This window comes from Aestuariibaculum scopimerae (assembly GCF_059428085.1).
Map to the genome: position 1 here is coordinate 2815651 of NZ_CM182089.1, position 19300 is coordinate 2834950.

At 34.7% G+C, this 19300-nt stretch carries 19 protein-coding genes; 12 read left to right on the plus strand and 7 right to left on the minus strand.

Annotation, left to right across the window (positions count from 1 at the left end; translation table 11 throughout):
* Positions 1–7 precede the first annotated feature (7 nt).
* The gene (locus AC5SR4_RS12210) at positions 8–352 is read right to left on the minus strand and encodes a DUF6249 domain-containing protein (protein WP_495356521.1); all 345 of its coding nucleotides are present in this window, start codon (positions 350–352) and stop codon (positions 8–10) included.
* 141 nt (positions 353–493) lie between these two features.
* Between AC5SR4_RS12210 and AC5SR4_RS12215 the strand changes: the two genes are divergently transcribed.
* Together AC5SR4_RS12215 and AC5SR4_RS12220 are read left to right on the plus strand one after the other, a co-directional pair.
* Positions 494–1081, plus strand: a complete 588-nt coding sequence (locus tag AC5SR4_RS12215; protein WP_495356522.1) for an RNA polymerase sigma factor — start codon at positions 494–496, stop codon at positions 1079–1081.
* Positions 1062–1478, plus strand: coding sequence for a hypothetical protein (locus AC5SR4_RS12220; protein WP_495356523.1), 417 nt, complete (start codon positions 1062–1064; stop codon positions 1476–1478). Before AC5SR4_RS12215 ends, AC5SR4_RS12220 begins: the two co-directional genes overlap by 20 nt.
* Positions 1479–1483: 5 nt before the next feature.
* Here AC5SR4_RS12220 and AC5SR4_RS12225 read toward each other — a convergent pair whose 3' ends face one another.
* Complete coding sequence (locus tag AC5SR4_RS12225) at positions 1484–2725, minus strand: DEAD/DEAH box helicase (RefSeq protein WP_495356524.1); 1242 nt, start codon at positions 2723–2725, stop codon at positions 1484–1486.
* Between the two features lie 33 nt (positions 2726–2758).
* Positions 2759–3139 carry a hypothetical protein gene (locus AC5SR4_RS12230; protein WP_495356525.1) on the minus strand — a complete coding sequence of 127 codons (381 nt, stop codon included), beginning with the start codon at positions 3137–3139 and terminating at the stop codon, positions 2759–2761.
* A gap of 180 nt (positions 3140–3319) precedes the next feature.
* Between AC5SR4_RS12230 and AC5SR4_RS12235 the strand changes: the two genes are divergently transcribed.
* Positions 3320–4108 (plus strand): carboxylesterase family protein, encoded by a 789-nt coding sequence (locus AC5SR4_RS12235; RefSeq protein ID WP_495356526.1) that lies wholly within the window; start codon positions 3320–3322, stop codon positions 4106–4108.
* A 14-nt stretch (positions 4109–4122) separates the two neighbouring features.
* Here the strand turns inward: AC5SR4_RS12235 and AC5SR4_RS12240 are convergent, their stop codons facing one another.
* Together AC5SR4_RS12240 and htpG are read right to left on the minus strand one after the other, a co-directional pair.
* Complete coding sequence (locus AC5SR4_RS12240) at positions 4123–4764, minus strand: MOSC domain-containing protein (RefSeq protein ID WP_495356527.1); 642 nt, start codon at positions 4762–4764, stop codon at positions 4123–4125.
* A 188-nt stretch (positions 4765–4952) separates the two neighbouring features.
* Positions 4953–6863: a molecular chaperone HtpG gene (gene htpG, locus AC5SR4_RS12245; RefSeq protein WP_495356528.1), complete on the minus strand. Its 1911-nt coding sequence runs from the start codon at positions 6861–6863 to the stop codon at positions 4953–4955.
* A 174-nt stretch (positions 6864–7037) separates the two neighbouring features.
* Here htpG and AC5SR4_RS12250 point away from each other — a divergent pair, with 174 nt between their 5' ends.
* Positions 7038–8048 carry a 3-oxoacyl-ACP synthase III family protein gene (locus AC5SR4_RS12250; protein ID WP_495356530.1) on the plus strand — a complete coding sequence of 337 codons (1011 nt, stop codon included), beginning with the start codon at positions 7038–7040 and terminating at the stop codon, positions 8046–8048.
* Between the two features lie 459 nt (positions 8049–8507).
* Here the strand turns inward: AC5SR4_RS12250 and AC5SR4_RS12255 are convergent, their stop codons facing one another.
* Complete coding sequence (locus tag AC5SR4_RS12255) at positions 8508–10988, minus strand: TonB-dependent receptor (RefSeq protein WP_495356531.1); 2481 nt, start codon at positions 10986–10988, stop codon at positions 8508–8510.
* A gap of 92 nt (positions 10989–11080) precedes the next feature.
* Here AC5SR4_RS12255 and AC5SR4_RS12260 point away from each other — a divergent pair, with 92 nt between their 5' ends.
* Positions 11081–11443: a CoA-binding protein gene (locus tag AC5SR4_RS12260; RefSeq protein WP_495356532.1), complete on the plus strand. Its 363-nt coding sequence runs from the start codon at positions 11081–11083 to the stop codon at positions 11441–11443.
* On the opposite strand, the gene AC5SR4_RS12265 is transcribed toward AC5SR4_RS12260, so the two are convergent.
* Positions 11414–12862: a sodium:solute symporter gene (locus tag AC5SR4_RS12265; RefSeq protein WP_495356533.1), complete on the minus strand. Its 1449-nt coding sequence runs from the start codon at positions 12860–12862 to the stop codon at positions 11414–11416. The two genes, AC5SR4_RS12260 and AC5SR4_RS12265, sit on opposite strands and share 30 nt — an antisense overlap.
* A gap of 108 nt (positions 12863–12970) precedes the next feature.
* Here AC5SR4_RS12265 and recR point away from each other — a divergent pair, with 108 nt between their 5' ends.
* The 7 genes from recR (at position 12971) to AC5SR4_RS12300 (ending at position 19293) form a co-directional block, all read left to right on the plus strand.
* Complete coding sequence (recR, locus tag AC5SR4_RS12270) at positions 12971–13588, plus strand: recombination mediator RecR (RefSeq protein ID WP_495356534.1); 618 nt, start codon at positions 12971–12973, stop codon at positions 13586–13588.
* 26 nt (positions 13589–13614) lie between these two features.
* Positions 13615–14721: a glycosyltransferase family 2 protein gene (locus tag AC5SR4_RS12275; RefSeq protein WP_495356535.1), complete on the plus strand. Its 1107-nt coding sequence runs from the start codon at positions 13615–13617 to the stop codon at positions 14719–14721.
* An 85-nt stretch (positions 14722–14806) separates the two neighbouring features.
* Positions 14807–16159 (plus strand): dihydrolipoamide acetyltransferase family protein, encoded by a 1353-nt coding sequence (locus tag AC5SR4_RS12280; protein ID WP_495356536.1) that lies wholly within the window; start codon positions 14807–14809, stop codon positions 16157–16159.
* 100 nt (positions 16160–16259) lie between these two features.
* Positions 16260–17036 carry an exonuclease domain-containing protein gene (locus AC5SR4_RS12285; RefSeq protein ID WP_495356537.1) on the plus strand — a complete coding sequence of 259 codons (777 nt, stop codon included), beginning with the start codon at positions 16260–16262 and terminating at the stop codon, positions 17034–17036.
* Positions 17037–17089: 53 nt separating this feature from the next.
* Entirely contained in the window at positions 17090–17701 is a 612-nt protein-coding gene (locus tag AC5SR4_RS12290) for a fumarylacetoacetate hydrolase family protein (RefSeq protein ID WP_495356538.1), read from the plus strand.
* On the plus strand, positions 17702–18043 hold the full coding sequence (locus AC5SR4_RS12295) for an Hpt domain-containing protein (RefSeq protein ID WP_495356539.1): 342 nt from the start codon (positions 17702–17704) through the stop codon (positions 18041–18043). It begins immediately after the preceding gene.
* Positions 18043–19293: a competence/damage-inducible protein A gene (locus AC5SR4_RS12300; RefSeq protein ID WP_495356540.1), complete on the plus strand. Its 1251-nt coding sequence runs from the start codon at positions 18043–18045 to the stop codon at positions 19291–19293. The genes AC5SR4_RS12295 and AC5SR4_RS12300 overlap by 1 nt, the downstream gene beginning before the upstream one ends.
* The last annotated feature ends 7 nt before the right edge of the window (positions 19294–19300 follow it).

The window sequence follows — 19300 nt, forward strand, 5'->3', positions numbered from 1 at the left end:
GTTTAGTTTATTCTTTATCTAAGTTTTTGGTCATGGTAAAACCAATAAATAGCCCAACTCCAGCCATTAAGAAAATAGTACCTGGATAGGCTACATCTTCATTCATGCCTAAATTGTAATGCAGAACAGATGCTATAAAAATACCTACACCTATACTTATAAGCAATAAGGACAAGTTTAAGATAATGATTTTCCAAAAAGGTGCTGCTTGTTGTTTACCCTTTATAAAAATACTAGCATCGGCTCCTTTTTCTATAAGAGCCAGTCGCTCTTTATTACGGGTAGATAAATAAAGGTAGAAGATTCCGAAAATCGCTAAAAAAAGGCTAATGGGTATTAATATTTCTTCCATAATAGTTTGTATTTAATTGATTATTTTTAATGTATTACATACCTTATTGACGACTGCTTTTAAATTCCGGTTACACAAAAGGACAATTTTTTTTTGTACTACCTGTAACCTTAACAACTATTGTGTCGTCTTTATATACAAATGACCACCAACGACGAGATAATCATCAAAAGAATTTTAAAGGGCGATGCCCAAGCGTTTGCCTTATTGGTGGAACGCTACAAAAAGATGGTATTTACTTTGGCATTGCGTATGTTAAAGCATAAGGAAGAAGCCGAAGAGGTTTCGCAAGATACTTTTATTAAAGTATATAAATCATTACATAAATTTAAAGGTGATTCAAAATTATCAACATGGATCTATAAAGTGACTTATAATAGTTGTTTAGATTGTATAAAGAAAAATAAAAAACAGCATAGCCATGTGACGATCGATGCCGTTACGGTTAATCAAATTAAGACCATAGAGAATGCTTTTGACACTTTGGTAGAGGTGGAACGCCAACAAAGTATTCGGGAATGTTTAAATTTATTGCCCGATGCCGATGGATTTTTGTTGACTTTGTATTATTTTGAAGACCAATCGTTAGAGGACATTGCCACTATAATTGGTATAACACCTAATCATGTAAAGGTGAAATTGTTTAGAAGCCGAAAAAAATTAACCGCTATTTTAAGAGACCGTTTAGAACCTGAAATTATTGAATATTATGAAAGACAACGCCGATAATTCTATTGAAAAGTTTATGGACAAAGCCATGCAATCATCCACATTGGAAACGCCTTCATTTGATTTTACATCAAAAGTCATGTCTCAAATTGAAATGCAAAACCGGTATAGTGTTACAGCTTATAAACCTTTAATATCCAAACGGGTTTGGGTGCTTGTTTTTATTAGTGTTGTTGCTGTGTGTGTGGTATCGCTTTTTGGAACTCAAATAGAAAGTAGCCATTGGTTTGGCAATATTAATTATAATATACTTACAGATAATAAACTTTCCCGTGCTTTTCAGGGCTTTAAATGGCCACAAGCAACAGGGTATGCCATAATGATGTTTGCGGTCATGTTAGTGGTGCAAATTCCCTTACTTAAGTATTATTTTAACAGGCGAATGGATATAAGCTAACCCTATTAGTACCAGCGTTTCTTTTTCTTTTTAGAAGCTGTGCTTTTTCGTCCTTTTTTATGCTTGCTTCCTCCTTTTTTAGATCTGTGCACCTCGGGCTTAGCTTTGTGGTTTAGTAGGTAGGGGTGGTCTTCTACAACATCCAGTTGAAGCTGTATAAGTTGTTGTATGGCTGTAATATATACTTTCTCATCTGCCGAACATAAAGAGTAAGCAATACCGGTTTTACCGGCTCGGGCCGTACGTCCTATTCTATGAACGTAGGTTTCAGGAACATTGGGCAAGTCGAAGTTTATAACGGCGTCCAATTCATCTATATCAATACCACGTGCTGCAACATCGGTAGCTATTAAGATATTCACATAGCCACTTTTAAATTTCTTTAGAGCTTCTTGTCTTAATGGTTGGCTTTTATCACCGTGGATACTGGCTACTTCATACCCGTTTTTTAAGAGCGTTTTTTCCAGTTTGTCTACTCCAAATTTAGTACGCCTAAAAATAAGGATATTGCCTTTAATAGTGTTTCTTAGTAAATGCAAGCACAGTTCTATTTTATTGCGTTTGGGGACATAATACAATACTTGGTGGGCATTTTTGGATGTTGAAGCATTCTGGGCAACTTCAATGCGTTCGGGTGTTTTTAAAATGGTATTGGCAAGTTGTTCAACTTTATAAGGTATGGTGGCCGAAAAGAGCAAGATTTGTTTGTTCTTGGTACAAAGGCGCTCAATTTTTTTTACATCATCTATAAAGCCCATGTCCAGCATTAAATCTGCTTCATCTAAAACCAAGGTCTCTACGTAGTCTAGGTTAACAATATCTTGCTTGTGCAAATCCAACAAGCGCCCCGGAGTAGCAATTAATATGTCAACGCCTTTTTTTAAAACATCTATTTGTGGCTCTATGGCAGTGCCGCCAAAAACAACAGTAGACCTTAAGTTGGTGTAGGTGCCATAGGTTTTAAAGTTTTCGTTTATTTGCAAAGCCAGTTCGCGCGTTGGACTTACAATAAGGGCTTTAATTCTTTTGCCTTTTTTGGGAGCATCTTGCCTATCAAACAACATTTGTAAAATGGGTAGAGCAAAGGCTGCTGTTTTTCCTGTACCGGTTTGTGCGGATACAATAACGTCTTTTAGGTTTAAAATATGTGGAATTGTTTTTTCTTGAACCAATGTGGGGGCATTATAACCTGCTTCTGTGACAGCTTTTAAAATGGGAGTATTTAATTGTAAGTCTTTAAATGACATATATGGGTTTTATGGCACAAAGATACATGAATTTTAAATGAGGATTTTTTTTATTTTAATGGCGTTCCAAGTATTATCAATCGTCAATAGTTTGGTTGGCTTTAAGCGATAATCGCCCAGAAAATCCCAATCAAATTCAATATGCAGTTTAGATATCTCACTAATTGTGGTATCGTTGGGATAAAATACCCAAAGTACGGATTGATCCATTAACCTGGGAAATAAAGTTAACATTTGCTCAACAAATGCTTCTTTTGTTTTCACAAAAACCACAGCACATTCTACACAGGATGTAGTAACTAAAGATCCTGAGTGGTTAACACCCTCAAAGGCCTCAAGGAATGCCTCTGGCTTGTTTAGAATATAAACATCCTCGAAATTATGAAGCTTTAATTTTTTATAGAGTTTGCGCATAACTTAAAGATACAAAAAAATGGGATTACTGTAATTTGAAGTTGTAACAAATTTACTTATAGCAGGTATTTAAAATGCAATATTTTAAGACTAATACCCTGTTAATGAATACTATATTTTAACATTTTAAATATAACTTATACCAATTTTTATTTTAAATTTAGAATTATAAATAAGCTTATGAGGAATCTTAGAATTTTAATTATCTCTTTTTTGTTAATTGGGTGTAGCGGTAGCGATAAAGACGAACCAACTGATACTATTAGAACGGAAGCTGATGTTAGAGCTGATTTTCAAAATCTTGATATTAATGATGGCATTAACGATTTTAGATTAGAGTCTAACAACAACAACTATTTTTGGGATTTCAGGATTATTGTGCCTACAAGTGCCAGTTCATCTAACAAAAGACCCCTTGTAATTAGTTTGCATGGTGATGCCAGTGTAAAATCTGATGTGGCCTACAAGGCAACGGCCTGTTTGGCCGAGCCAGGGTTGGATGCCTTGGATGCTTATATTATAAGTCCGAGTAGTAAAGGATTTCTATGGTATGATTCTCCTAATCAAAATCAAATTATAGCTTTGGTAGATTTAGCAACTAGTTATTTGCACATTGATGGTACTAAGGTTGTTGTTACTGGATATAGTGATGGTGGCAATGGCAGTTGGTTTTTTGCACAATATTATGCTAGTTTGTTTTCGGCTTCTATACCCATGGCCAGTTCGTACAAACCTATTAATAACAGTAATGAAGTTCAAAAAATAAACATCCCCATGTATGTTATTCATGGAGCTGAAGACACCTTGTTTCCTGTTGAAACCACTCAAGGCTATGTTGATGAATCTAACGCTGTTGGTTCGGACATTCAATTTGTTGTGGCACCAGATCTAGGGCATTTACAGCCTTGTGATTATGTCTCTTATTTAGAAGATGCCAGTGGGTGGTTGCTAACAGAGGTGTGGAATTAATAATTCAGTGTTTTTTAATTTACAATTAAGTAGCCTTTTAATTTTTCTCTTTTTTTAGGTGGGATGGATTCGCTTTGCACGGCTAATTTTAACAAGGTTTGATTTTTATGTTCTGAATATAATAAGTTAAATAATTGCTCTGTGGTCAAGCTGTTTTTAGCGGCCTTTATAAGTTTAAAAGTATCGTTGTTTTCTACATAACCTTCTTCTAAAACACGTATATATGTACCTGGTCTGCCATACGTAATAAATTGTTTCAGGATATTTTGGGAGCCAAATTTAACCCCTAACTTAAAGCAAGGCTCTCGGGGTTCTGTAATTTGTACCAGTGCCGTTCCCAACTTATAAATATCGCCAATGCGAATTTTAGTTTCATCAAGCCCCTTTACTGTTAGGTTTTCTCCAAACATGCCATAACTCCAATCCAAGTTCGGGTATAGGTTTTGCCAGTAGGGGTAATGGTCTGCTGAAAATAGATAACAAGCTTTAAATGTACCTCCATGGTGTTTGCGGTCAGCTACTTCATCACCTTTTACTATGTCTTTTCCCAAAAAAATAGCTGCATTGGTGGGTGTCTTATAAATACCTGTATTGATTTGTTTTCCATTCCAAGTGATGACAGTGGGTTTGGCTATGTTACTTGAGATGATTTGCATAGTGTTTGCTATTAATTGTAGACTTTTGCGCTATAAAAACGAAGATATTGTATTTATTTTAAAAAAATGCAAAAAAGTAAAACCACTCCATACTTTTTTGTATATGAAAAAACCACTTTGTTTGTGCAAAGTGGTTTTTGAAAATATCATAGGACATGACAGCGTCCATTATGACAAAGCTATTACAGTTACTTTATCATTTCGTAGCTACGTTTAATAAAATTGGTAAGTTCTTCACCTTTTAAAAGTCCTTGAGATAAACGAGCCAAATCCAAGCTTTGGTTAATTAAGCGTTCTTGTTTCTTTTTGGTTTTTGTAGCAAGAATTTCGCCAACCAATTCAGAGTTGGTATTCACCACCAAGTTGTACATTTCTGGCATATTACCCATGCCAAACATACCACCGCCACCAGTAGCTTGCATTTCTTTCATGCGACGCATAAACTCAGGTTGCGTAATGATAAAGGGTGATGCATCACTATCCATAGCTTCTAACTGTACCATAAATTTCTCAGAAGGGATTACTTCTTTTAGTAAGGCATCTAAGGTTTTTTTCTGGTCTTCATCCAATTTGGAAATAGAAGCATCTTCTTTTTGGATTAATTTATCAATATGATCACCATCAACACGTGCAAAAGAAATGTTTTCTTTAGAGGTTTCCAGTTTTTGGATTAAATGTGATACGATAGGAGAATCTAATAGCAACACTTCATAGTTTTTGGCTTTTGCAGCTTCAATGTAACTGTGTTGTGCATCTTTATCGGCTGCATAAAGAATAACTAACTTGTCATCTTTATCAGTTTGGTTGGCTTTAATTTTATTGTAAAGCTCTTCATAGGTATAATACGTCCCATCTACGGTTGGATAAAGTGCAAAAGCATCGGCTTTTTCAAAGAATTTTTCTTCAGAAAGCATACCGTACTCAATAACCACTTTAATATCGTTCCATTTTGCTTCAAAATCCTCACGGTTGTTATTGAACAATGATTTTAATTTATCGGCTACTTTTCTAGTAATATAAGAAGAGATCTTTTTAACAGCACCATCAGCTTGTAAATAGCTACGAGACACGTTAAGAGGAATGTCTGGTGAATCTATAACGCCACGAAGCATGGTTAAGAATTCAGGCACAATACCTTCAACATTATCTGTAACAAATACTTGATTTTGGTATAACTGTATACGATCCTTTTGAATGTTTAAATCACCTGTCATTTTTGGGAAATATAAAATCCCAGTAAGGTTAAATGGATAATCTACATTTAGGTGAATGTTAAACAAAGGATCTTCAAATTGCATAGGATACAATTCACGATAAAAGTCTTTATAGTCTTCATCCTTTAAATCTGATGGTTGTTTGGTCCACGCCGGATTGGGGTTGTTAATAATATTGTCAACCGTTATTTTTTTATGGGGCTCTGTGGTTTCTTTACCATCTTTATCGGTAATTGTTTTAGGAGTAAAGTCTGGATCGTTTATTTCCTTGGTTCCAAATTTAATAGGAATGGGCATAAACTTATTATACTTTAACAACAATTCACGAATACGGGATTCTTCTAAAAACTCGGTAGAATCCTCTGCGATGTGAAGGATGATTTCGGTACCTCTCTCGGTTTTATCATGAGACTCTAGTGTGAATTCAGGGCTACCATCACAAGTCCAATGTGCTGCTGGAGCATCGGTGTGTGATTTTGTTATGATCTCTACTTTTTCAGCAACCATAAAGGCAGAGTAGAAACCAAGCCCAAAATGCCCAATGATACCAGAATCTTTAGAGGAGTCTTTATATTTATCTAAAAATTCTTCGGCGCCAGAAAAGGCAATCTGATTAATATATTTTTCAACCTCTTCTGCTGTCATACCAATACCTTGGTCTATGATATGAAGTTTTTTGCCTTCTTTATCAATTTTAACCTCTATTTGTGGGTTGCCGTATTCAGACTTAGATTCCCCAATACTGGTAAGGTGCTTTAGTTTTAAAGTTGCATCTGTACTATTGCTAATTAGCTCACGCAAAAATATTTCGTGGTCACTGTACAAGAATTTTTTAATGAGCGGGAAGATGTTCTCTACCGATACATTAATGTTTCCTTTTGTCATGATATATAGTTTTAAGAATATTTTATGTTATGAAGCATCCTAAGTCAAAAAAAGTACCAATAATCAAAATGTGACAAACTGGCACAATGCCTTGTTATAGTTTAGGAATTTATGATTTGTTATTTGAAATTTAAATGGAGTTGTTGTACTTTGTATTACTTAAACTAAATAAAGATGTACAATTCTAAAATAATAGGCTTGGGAAAATATGTCCCGGAACATGTTGTGACCAATAACGATCTGTCTAAAATGATGGATACTAATGATGCGTGGATACAAGAGCGAACTGGTATTAAAGAACGGCGTTGGGTTAGAGAAGGTTCAGGTGATACTACAGCTACCATGGGGGTTAAAGCGGCTAAAATTGCCATTGAACGAGCTGGAATAGATAAGGATGACATTGACTTTATTGTGTTTGCTACCTTAAGTCCTGATATGTATTTTCCAGGCCCAGGAGTGCAAGTACAGCATGCTTTGGATATTAAAACAGTTGGAGCTTTGGATGTACGGAACCAGTGCTCGGGGTTTGTGTATGCATTATCGGTTGCCGACAATTTTATTAAAACCGGGATGTATAAAAATATATTGGTAATTGGTAGTGAATTACACTCGCACGGATTGGACAAGACAACACGTGGGCGAGGTGTTTCAGTGATTTTTGGTGATGGTGCTGGTGCGGCTGTTCTAACCAGGGAAGAAGACGCCCAAAAAGGTATATTATCAACACATTTACATTCACAAGGAGAGCATGCCGAGGAATTGGTACTTATAGCACCTGGAATGGGCAAACGTTGGGTAAATGATATTTTAGCAGACAATGATCCTAATGACGAAAGCTATTTTCCACATATGAACGGACAATTTGTATTTAAAAATGCCGTGGTACGTTTTAGTGAGGTTATTATGGAGGGCCTTAAGAAAAACCATTTAAAAGTAACCGATATAGATATGCTAATTCCGCATCAAGCCAATTTGCGTATAGCTCAGTTTATACAGCGAAAATTTAAACTTAATGATGATCAAGTATTCAATAACATACAAAAGTATGGTAATACCACGGCGGCATCCATTCCTATTGCGTTAACCGAGGCTTGGGAAGAAGGCAAGATAAAAACAGGCGATAAGGTTGTGTTGGCAGCTTTTGGCAGTGGTTTTACTTGGGGAAGTGCTATTATTAATTGGTAGGCTATTTATAAATAGAGTTTATGTAAAAAACCCAGAATCCAAAGATTCTGGGTTTTTCTAGCTATTAATCAACTTCAACTAACACTATTCTGTGTGAAGAATCTATATATTAGACGTAAAAAGGGACGTATTATTGCACCAATTTTAATATTTAACGCTTTTTAACATTCATAAAAAAACTCAAAACATATAAGCTTCGAGTTTTTTAATATATACTAATCTTTTTACGAATTCTTTATGTGAAGGTGACTAACTCTAAATAATTATTTCGTTTTTTGGTTAGATAGTATAATACGTTAAACGTTTAATCAAAACTATTATTGTGCTATTATGTAAAAAACTTTAAACTTTAACATTTATAATAACAAAACCCCAAAACACAATTGTTTTGGGGTTTCTTATTTAATGCCTGACAAAATATACTAACCATCAACTATTATGCAGACCATTAAATTATTTTCACATAAATCCGCCACCTCCAGATTTGATGTTGTCGTCTCTATTTTTTCGAGCTTTGGCTCGGTATTTTCCTCCACCAAAGCGATACGTTAAGCCTGCAAACACAGTTCTAAATTCGGGTTTAAACATGGCGGTTTGCTCAAAAGGTCTTAAGCTTAGGACGTTAATTTCCTGTGTGTTTAAAACGTCGTTAAAGTTTAAACTAAAGGTTGCCCGATTGTCTTCCAAAAAGGCATAACGTATCCCTAAATTGATAAAATACATGGGGTCCATTTCAAAATTTAAGCCTGTATTCTTGCCCCTGTACATGCCAAAAGCAGAGAATGTTAAGTTTTTACTGGCTCTAAAATTGTTAAAGATTCTAAAGTTCCAAATAATATTGTCTACTTCTACAGTTTCTGATATAATATCGCTTTCGGTAGGATTGGGTATGGTAGGGTCTATACGCTCGGCAATGCCTTTTTGGGTTTGGGAGTACAAGTCAAAGCTGGCATTGAAATTCCACCATTTGGTAGGGCGATAATTACTTGAAAGTTCAAAACCATATGCAGTGGTGTTTTCAAAATTATCAAAGGTCAATATAATTCTGTTGGAACTCAAATCTGAGCGATCTACATAAACGGCTCTATTAATTTCATCTTCAATGATTCTGTAGAATACACCTCCAGTAATACTTCCTTTGCCAAGCTGTCTGGTATAGTTTAGCTCAATTGAGTTAGTAAATTGTGGTTCAAGTTTTTGATTTCCAAAGTTTGAAATTAAAGGGGTGTTCCACTGTGGAATGGGGTTTACCTGCCACGCTCCAGGCCTGTCAACTCTTCTGCTATAGCTTAATTGGTAGGCGTTCTTCTCTGATGGGGTATATGTAAAGAAAGCCGAAGGATATACCTGAAAGTAATCATTTTCAAACGGAATGGTGGTTTCTGTATTATCCGACAAATCTGCTTCCATGGCAATTGCTTCAACCATTACATTTTCAGCCCTAAGTCCAAACTGGTATGACCATTTTTTAAATTTTTTGCTAAAGTTTATATAGGCTGAATAAATATCTCTACTGTAGTCGTAACCTGTTATGGTTGGAATATAATTGCCACTCTCATTGCGTACCCTGCCATCAGATTCATAATTAATATCATTGTTAAATAACCTTGCTTGTAGGCCCAGTTCTAATTTGGTGCTTTCTGAAATAGGGTTTACATAATCTAAATTTACAGTTGTGTTATTGTTGTCGGTGTCGGTTAATTCAAAGTATGTTGGTCTAGTATTGTTACCAATTAAAATATTATTGGTTTCTATGTCATCGCTAAAGGTATTGTAATCAACTTCCAATTCGATATTATGACCTTCTTTGTTAAAATCCAATTTATAATCAAAATTGTATTGTGATGTAGTATTATGTCCTTGGGTATCGGTGTTTTGATTTTGGTTATTCTGCATATTATCGTTAAACACAAGATTGGATTTAATAAAGTCTTTACCGTCATAGATATTTTGATTTGTAAATATGGAAATAGTGTTTTTTTCATTCAAGTAAAAATCTACACCAACTTTATATAAATGGGATTTATTGTTGTTGAGCATGTCTAAGGATTGGAATGAGTTGTTCTCTATTTGCGAAATGATGCCCTGATTAACATTTTTAGAGATGTTATTGCCATAACTACCGTAAAAATTAAATTTACCATTTCTATAGTTCATGTCAATTGAACTGTTAAATTTGGCTTCCAACTGATATCGTAACCCAAGGTTTAGATTACCATTAAAGCCAATTTTTGTGTTTTTATGAAGTATAATATTGATAATTCCGCTCATGCCTTCAGGATTGTATTTGGCGGAGGGGTTAGTAATAAGTTCAATTTGTTTTATGGAGTTGGATGGAATTTGCTTTAGCAATTGGGCAGTTGGAATGTTCGATAATTTACCATCAACCATAACCCGTACATTTTCGTTGCCACGCATACTAATGTCTCCTGTTTGTGCATCTACATTTATAGAGGGTACAGCAGCCATCAATTCGGTTGCCGTTCCCATATTGGCTAAGTCTTTCCCAATATTAATGACTTTTCTATCTACTTTTTGTTGAATGGACGAAACTTCGGCAACCACAGTAACTTCATCTAAACCCTCTGCTGCTTCTTCTAAAAAGATGTTACCCAAGCTAATATTATAATTGCCTTTATTAATTAAAACTTGTTTGTTAATAGTTTTATAACCAATATATTGTATGTTAACAGTTACATGCCCTTCTTCTATTTTATCAATTTTAAATGTGCCATCTTCTAAGGTAATGCCACCAGTTATAATTTCGTTTTTTGCGTTTTTAATAATAATATTTACATATGGTAAGGGTTGGTTTAATTTAGCGTCTAATACTTTTCCAGATATAGTGCCCAGTTTTTCGGTATTTGCTCTTGTGAGTGGTATATGTGCCTGTGTTGTTGCTATAACAAATAGCAAGCACATGAAAAGTAAATTTTTCATTTTGATTGATCTATTTTTTGATTGATACAATGTAGACGACCTGTTTGAAATTCTGTTACTATATTTGGTACGTATTAACATCTTTTTAACATATGAACAAAAAAACATTAGTTCTAGGAGCATCTTTAAAACCAAGTAGATATTCGAATTTTGTAATACAAAAGCTTGTTTCGCAACATATTGAGGTTGTTGCCTTTGGGTTAAAAGCAGGAGAAGTAGCAGGTGTGCCCATTAGTACCGAATTAATACCTTATACCAATATACATACGGTAACATTATATCTTAAAGCAGCAAACCAAAAGAATTATTATGACTATGTTGTTTCGTTAAATCCAAGTCGTGTTATTTTTAACCCTGGTACAGAAAATCCAGAATTCTATAGGATTTTAGACGAACATCATATTTTTTATGAAGTAGCCTGTTCTTTAGTTTTGCTTTCTACGAATCAATATTAAGCCCAAAAAGGTTATTAAGCCATTTATAATTAATATTTCAAATCCAATTTGGTAACCATTTAAAAGATTGACCGAGTACTTGTTGACGAAGTATGATAGTATTGGTGAAATAATAGCTATTATCCAGACATATTTATCCTTTAAGTTGACTTTAGTGAATATGCCAAAAGCAAATAAGCCAAGCAAAGGACCATAGGTATAGCCCGCTGCTGTAAATAGCTCCCAAATAACGGAAACGTCCTTAAATAAGATATCAAACAAAATAATAACGAACACCAATAAAACGCTAATGACCACATGGGTTTGTTTTCTAATGCGTTTTTGTGTGGCTTTAGGTTTTTTATCCAACTCAATTATATCTATACAAAACGATGTTGTTAAGGACGTTAGTGCCGAATCGGCACTACTATAGGCTGCGGCAATAAGCCCCAGTATAAAGAACGCAGAAGTAACAACCCCTATTTCGGGCAGCATGGCAATGGTTGGAAACAGATTGTCCTTATCTGCAGTAATGTTTTGCAAGCTCGCATATTGGGTAAGAAGTAACCCTAAAACAAGGAATAAAATATTAACAAAAATTAAAATAATACTAAATGATATCATATTCTTTTGCGCATCTTTAATGTTCCTACAGGTTAGGTTCTTTTGCATCATATCTTGGTCTAGACCTGTCATGGTAATGGTAATAAACATGCCAGCTAAAAAGCTTTTAATAAAGTATTGGGCATCATTTATATCATCAAAGAAAAACACCTTACTCATACTATTGGTTTTTACATTGGCATAAATTTCAGAGAGACTGTTCAAACCCAAAGCCGAGGCCAGGAATATAATGGTAACAACTACTGATATAAGCATGAATAGAGTTTGTAATGTATCGGTAAAAATAATTGTCTTTATACCACCCTTAAAGGTGTAAAGCCATATTAAAGTAATGGTGATGATTACTGTAACTGTAAATGGCACTCCTAATTGATTAAATACAAGCAATTGTAACACTTTCGCAACTAAAAATAACCTAAAAGAGGCACCAACAATTCTGGAAACCAAAAACGCTACAGATCCGGTTTTATAACTGGTATTGCCAAACCTACCTTTTAAATAGGTGTAAATGGAGGTTAAATTAAGTCTGTAATAAATGGGCAATAAAACATAAGCAATAACCAAATACCCAAAAAAGTAACCAAAAACAACTTGTAGATACCCAAATTGCTTAGCTTCCACAGCACCAGGAACTGATATGAATGTAACCCCAGAGAGTGAGGCGCCTATCATACCAAAAGCTACCAAATACCAAGGTGCTGATTTGTTTGCTTTAAAAAAAGCATCGTTAGAGTCTTCTTTCCCAGTAAAATAGGAGATGAGTATCAATACTCCAAAATAAGCAGCTATAAGTAAAAGGATTTGCGTTGCAGACATGCGTTTTGTTTTTCAAAGCCAAAATACAAAATAAGTTTGCAGTCTCTAGAATTTTATTCTTTAAATAGTATTCCATAATTTACTGTAAAAAGTATTAAATTCGCAACTATGGAATTCTCTTCTAAATTATTGGAAAAAGCGGTTAATGAAATGTCGCAACTACCAGGTATTGGTAAGCGTACTGCACTGCGTTTAGTATTGCATTTGTTAAAACAGCCCAAAGAGCAAACAACGATGCTTTCGGAAGCTTTATTGAATATGCGTCATCAAGTTAAATTTTGTAAATCCTGCCACAATATTAGTGATATGGATTTATGTGAAATTTGCGCAAATCCTAATAGGGATGAATCCATAATTTGTGTTGTTGAGGATATCAGGGATGTTATGGCCATAGAAAACACGAGTTCCTATAAAGGTCTGTATCATGTACTGGGAGGTAAAATATCACCTATGGATGGTATCGGGCCACACGATTTAAATATTCAGTCTTTAGTCAATAAAGTAAAAGTAGGCCAAGTAAAAGAACTTATTTTTGCTTTGAGCTCTACTATGGAAGGGGATACCACAAATTTTTATATATTCAAACAAATTCAAGATTATAAAGTCTACACATCAACTATTGCTAGAGGGATTTCGGTTGGTGATGAGTTGGAGTATGCCGACGAAATTACACTGAGTAGAAGCATTGTTAATAGAGTCCCCTTTGAAGCTTCATTAAAACTATAGTATTTTTTTAAATAATATTTACACCTTTGAAACTCTCCGTTGTTATTTTAAATTATAATGTACGCTACTTTTTAGAATTGTGCGTAAAGAGTGTTTATGCCGCTATTGAAACAATAGATGCAGAAGTTATAGTGGTGGATAATAATTCAAACGATGGTAGTTGCCAAATGGTGAAGACCTTGTTTCCTGAAGTAGTACTTGTTGAAAATAAGAATAATTTTGGCTTTTCAAAAGGAAATAATATAGGCGTATCTAAAGCAAAAGGAGCCTATGTATGCGTTTTGAATCCGGATACCGTAGTGGCAGAAGACACCTTTGTAAAGCTTTTAAACTTTGCAGAAAGCAAAGAAAATATGGGAGTGGTTGGTTGTAAGCTTGTAAATGGAATAGGCGTGTTTTTGCCTGAAAGTAAGCGTAATATCCCTTATATAAATGTAGCTTTTAAAAAATTGTATGGCAATTCTAAGGCTTACTATGCCAATCAAATACACGAAAATGAGGTTGGGGAGGTAGATGTATTGGTTGGTGCATTTATGTTTTTAAAAAAGCAGGTATACAATGCTGTAGGAGGTTTTGATGAAGATTATTTTATGTATGGAGAAGATATAGACTTGTCTTATAGAATATTAAAAAGCGGTTACAGGAATTACTATTTTGGGGGTACTGCCATTATTCATTTTAAAGGGGAAAGCACTTTGCGAGACCGATATTATGCCAGAAGATTTTATGGTGCCATGCAAATATTTTATAAGAAACACTTTAATAAAAATTATGTGTTTGATATGTTGGTTTGGTTGGGAATTAGAATGGCTTATATTTTTAGAAGAACACCAAAAAGCAAACAAAAGCAGGTAGATAGTTATGTGTTTGTATCAAACAGGTTAAATGAAAGTTTAAAAACAGCATTGCAAAAGCCCATAACCTGCCGGCCAGATTTAAGTTCTATACCCCAAAAAGAAAGGGTAGAAGTTATTTTTGATGGTAACAAGTTGAGTAACAAAGACATTATAGCAATGATGCAAGATGCTATAAAAACAAAATCACTAACCTATAAAATATTACCTAAAAATTCTGGTTTTATATTGGGAAGCGACAATGCAATTTGTAGAGGGGAAATAATAGATTTTAATTAGTTTTATTGTAAATAATCTAAAAGAATTAATGTTTTTTAAGTAATTTTGCAACCGTAAACAAAAAAACAAGTATTACATTATAGATATGGCAAAGTTTGAGCTTAAGTTACCAAAAATGGGAGAAAGTGTTGCAGAAGCAACAATAACATCTTGGTTAAAAGAGGTTGGTGAAACCATAGAACTTGACGAAGCGGTTTTGGAAATAGCAACAGATAAAGTGGATAGCGAAGTGCCAAGTGAAGTAGATGGCGTTTTAGTAGAGAAGCTATTTAATGTAAACGATGTAGTTCAAGTTGGCCAAGTGGTTGCTATTATAGAAACACAAGGTGATGATGAGGAACCAGAAACAGAAAGTTTAAATGAAGATATAGCAGAAGAGGCATCCGTTGAAGAAGTGGTACAGAGTATACAAAAAGTAAAAGAAACATTAGCAACTCCAGTCGTTTCCAGTGAAAATAGATTTTACTCACCACTTGTTAAAAACATTGCAAAACAAGAAGGCGTTAGCCAAGAAGAATTAGACGCTATAGAAGGAACAGGAAAAGACGGGCGTGTAACAAAGAATGATATACTTGAATATGTTAATAACAAAAGTGAAAGTAATAAAGAAATGCCATCAAGGACGGAATCGCCTGAGCCTGCTGTAAAGCCTGTGGATGTTCCAAAGCAAGCCAAAACAATACCAACACAAGAAGAAATATCGCCTAAACCATCTTTAGTGTCTAGTGGAGACGATGAAATTATTGAAATGACCCGTATGGGAAAAATCATTTCACATCACATGGTCGAATCGGTTCAAACGTCTGCACACGTTCAAAGCTTTATAGAAGCGGATGTAACTAAAATATGGAATTGGAGGAAAAAAGTAAAAGATGCTTTTGCAAAGCGTGAAGGAGAAAATTTAACTTTTACGCCAATTTTTATGGAAGCCATTGCAAAAGCCCTTCGTGATTATCCTATGATGAATATTTCAGTACAAGGCGATACCATTGTAAAGAAGAAAAACATCAATTTAGGAATGGCAGCTTCCTTGCAAGATGGTAACTTAATTGTTCCTGTTATAAAAAATGCGGATCAGCTAAACTTAGTAGGCATGACCAAGCATGTTAATGACTTGGCAGCAAGGGCACGAGCCAATCAATTAAAACCAGACGAAATACAAGGGGGCACCTACACAGTTACTAATGTAGGAACCTTTGGAAGTATTATGGGTACACCTATTATTAATCAGCCGCAAGTTGGTATATTGGCATTAGGGGCCATTCGCAAAGTGCCAGCAGTAATAGAAACCCCAGAAGGCGATTTCATAGGTATCCGTTACAAAATGTTTTTGTCGCATTCCTATGACCATCGCGTAGTTAATGGGGCACTTGGCGGACAATTTGTAAAAGCCGTAAAAGACTATTTAGAAGCTTGGGATAGTAACCGAGAAATATAAAATACAAGTAAGAATAGAATAAAACCAATCGTTTTATCGGTTGGTTTTATTTTTTACACCTTATCATTTAGTATATTTACCTTTTTGTAAAATTCACGTAATGCAACTTAATTTAACCAAGCCCATTTGTTTTTTTGATCTTGAAACCACTGGGGTAGATATCTCTAAAGATCGTATTGTAGAAATATCTATATTAAAAGTACATCCCGATGGCAAGGAAGACAGTAAAACATGGTTAGTAAACCCTACTATTCCCATTCCAAAAGAGGTGACTGCTATACATGGTATTTCTGATGAAGATGTAGCCGACAAACCAACCTTTAAAGAAGTTGCAAAAGACATTTTTAACATGATTAAAGACTCCGATTTAGGAGGTTTTAATTCCAATAGGTTTGATATTCCACTTTTAGCTGAAGAAATGTTGCGAGCTGAGGTAGATTTTGATATGAATAACCGTTTAGCTATTGATGTACAAACCATTTTCCATAAAATGGAGCAGCGCACATTAAGTGCAGCCTATAAGTTTTATTGCGAAAAAAACCTGGAAGATGCCCATAGTGCCGAAGCCGATACAAAAGCAACCTACGAAGTGCTTAAAGCACAAATAGAAAAATACGAAACTATTGAAAATGACACCAAGTTTTTAGCAGAATTTAGCTCAAGAAAACGATTTGCCGATTTTGCGGGGTTTATTGTATTTAACAAAAAAGGAGAAGAGTGCTTCTCTTTTGGAAAACACAAAGGAAAATTAGTAACTGAAATTTTAGAAAAAGAACCAGGCTATTTTGGCTGGGTGCTAAATGCCGATTTTCCATTATATACCAAAAAAGTATTAACGGCTATTAGACTTAGAAGCCTTAATAATAAATTACTTTGATGTAATAGGGAGAAGAGATAGTTTTAAATAGAGCTAAAAAAATCTAACAGATAATGAAAATCATTTGCATTGGCAGAAATTATACAGATCATATAAACGAATTAGAAAACGAAAAACCAACCGATCCAGTAGTGTTCTTAAAGCCAGATACCTCTATATTGTTGAAAAAACAACCTTTTTTTATTCCTGATTTTTCAAACGATATTCATTATGAGGTAGAGATTTTAGTTAAAATCAATAGATTAGGAAAGTATATAGATAAAAAATTTGCCCATAAATATTATGATGAAATAGGCTTGGGAATCGATTTTACAGCACGAGATTTACAAAGTAAATTAAAAGAAAAAGGATTGCCTTGGGAAAAAGCCAAAGCTTTTGATGGCGCAGCAGTTATTGGAAATTGGTTACCTGTTTCTAGGTTCAATAATGTGAATACTATTGAATTTTCGCTAAAAAAAAATAATAAAATTGTGCAATTGGGAAATACAAGCCACATGCTTTGGAAAATTGATGAATTAATAGAATATGTATCAAAATATTTTACTTTAAAGATAGGAGATATTATCTTTACGGGAACTCCATCGGGAGTAGGTAATGTAATTGCAAACGATAAACTAAAAGGATTTATAGAAAACGAAGAAATGTTTTCAATAACAGTTAAATAAATGGAACAACATTATAAACTATTTAGAGTACGCGAGTTAGCAGACAACGACGAAGATTTTATTGCCACATTGGCCGAAACTTTTTTAGAAGAAGTACCGGTTGATGCAGAAAGGCTTAAAGTAGCCGTTGCCGAAAAGGATTATTTTAATGCCTACCAAGCAGCACACAAAATGAAACCAACAGTGGATTTATTTGAACTTGGAATACTCGATATTTTAATTGAAGTACAGGATTGGGGCAAATTTGAAAAAAAGGACTTGGATATAAGCCCTAAACTTGACATAGTAATTGCAGCCGTTGATAATGCAGTTGCCGAGATTAAATCAGACTTCAACTTATAATGCTAGCTGAGATCATTACTATAGGAGATGAACTACTCATTGGTCAAGTTATTGATACCAACTCAGCATTTATAGCAAAACAGTTAAATAAAATAGGGGTTTCAGTATACCAGATAACCTCAGTTCAAGATGATAAAGAACATATTCTAAAAGCACTAAAAGAAGCCGAAACCCATGTAGATATAGTGATTTTAACTGGTGGGCTGGGACCAACAAAAGATGATATTACCAAAAAAACAATAGCTGAATATTTTAGTGACAGATTGGTTAGGGATGATGCCGTTTTAGAGAATATTGAGTCCATTTGGGCATTGCATGTTAGAGGTGCACTATTGCAGGTAAACAAAGATCAGGCATTGGTACCATCAAAGTCCACAGTACTTATGAATACATTGGGCACAGCTCCAGGAATGTGGATTGAAAAAGAAGACAAAGTTTTTATTTCACTTCCAGGTGTACCACATGAAATGCAAGCTTTAGTTGTAACGGAAGTCATTCCCAAATTAAAGAGCAAGTACAATTGCCCATACATTCTACATAAAACCCTATTGGTCTACGGTTTAGGAGAAAGTGCTTTGGCCGAAAGAATTGAGTCTTGGGAAGATGCTTTACCACAGCATATCCGGTTGGCCTATTTACCAAGTTTGGGAAAAATGCGCTTACGCCTATCAGCAAAAGGTATGAGCCAAAAACAAGTTATTCAAAGTGTAGAGGATCAAATACAAAAGGTACTCCCTTTAATTAAAGATGAATTTTTAGGATTTGAAGAAGAAGAAGGCTCTGTAGAAGTTGTTATTGCAACCCACCTTACTAAGTTGAGAAAAACATTAGCTATAGCCGAGAGTTGCACAGGAGGTAAAATAGCTGAGCAATTTACGGCTAATTCAGGTGCTTCATCTTATTTTAAAGGAGGTGTGGTAACCTATTCTACAGAATCAAAAGTAGATGTTTTGGGGGTTTCAAAAGCTGATATTGATACATATTCGGTTGTAAGTGCCCAAGTTGCAGAATCTATGGCTAAAAATGCCTTGCGATTATTTCAATCCGATTTTGCAGTAGCTACTACAGGAAATGCAGGGCCAACTAAAGGAGAATCGGATGCCGATATAGGCACCGTATATATAGCCATAGCAACCCGTACAAGCGTTTATTCCGAAAAATTCATGCTTGGTAATCACCGTGTAAAAGTGATTGATAAAGCAGTAAATAAGGCCTTGGAAATGCTGCTAAAAGAAATTTTTAAAAATTGATAATAAT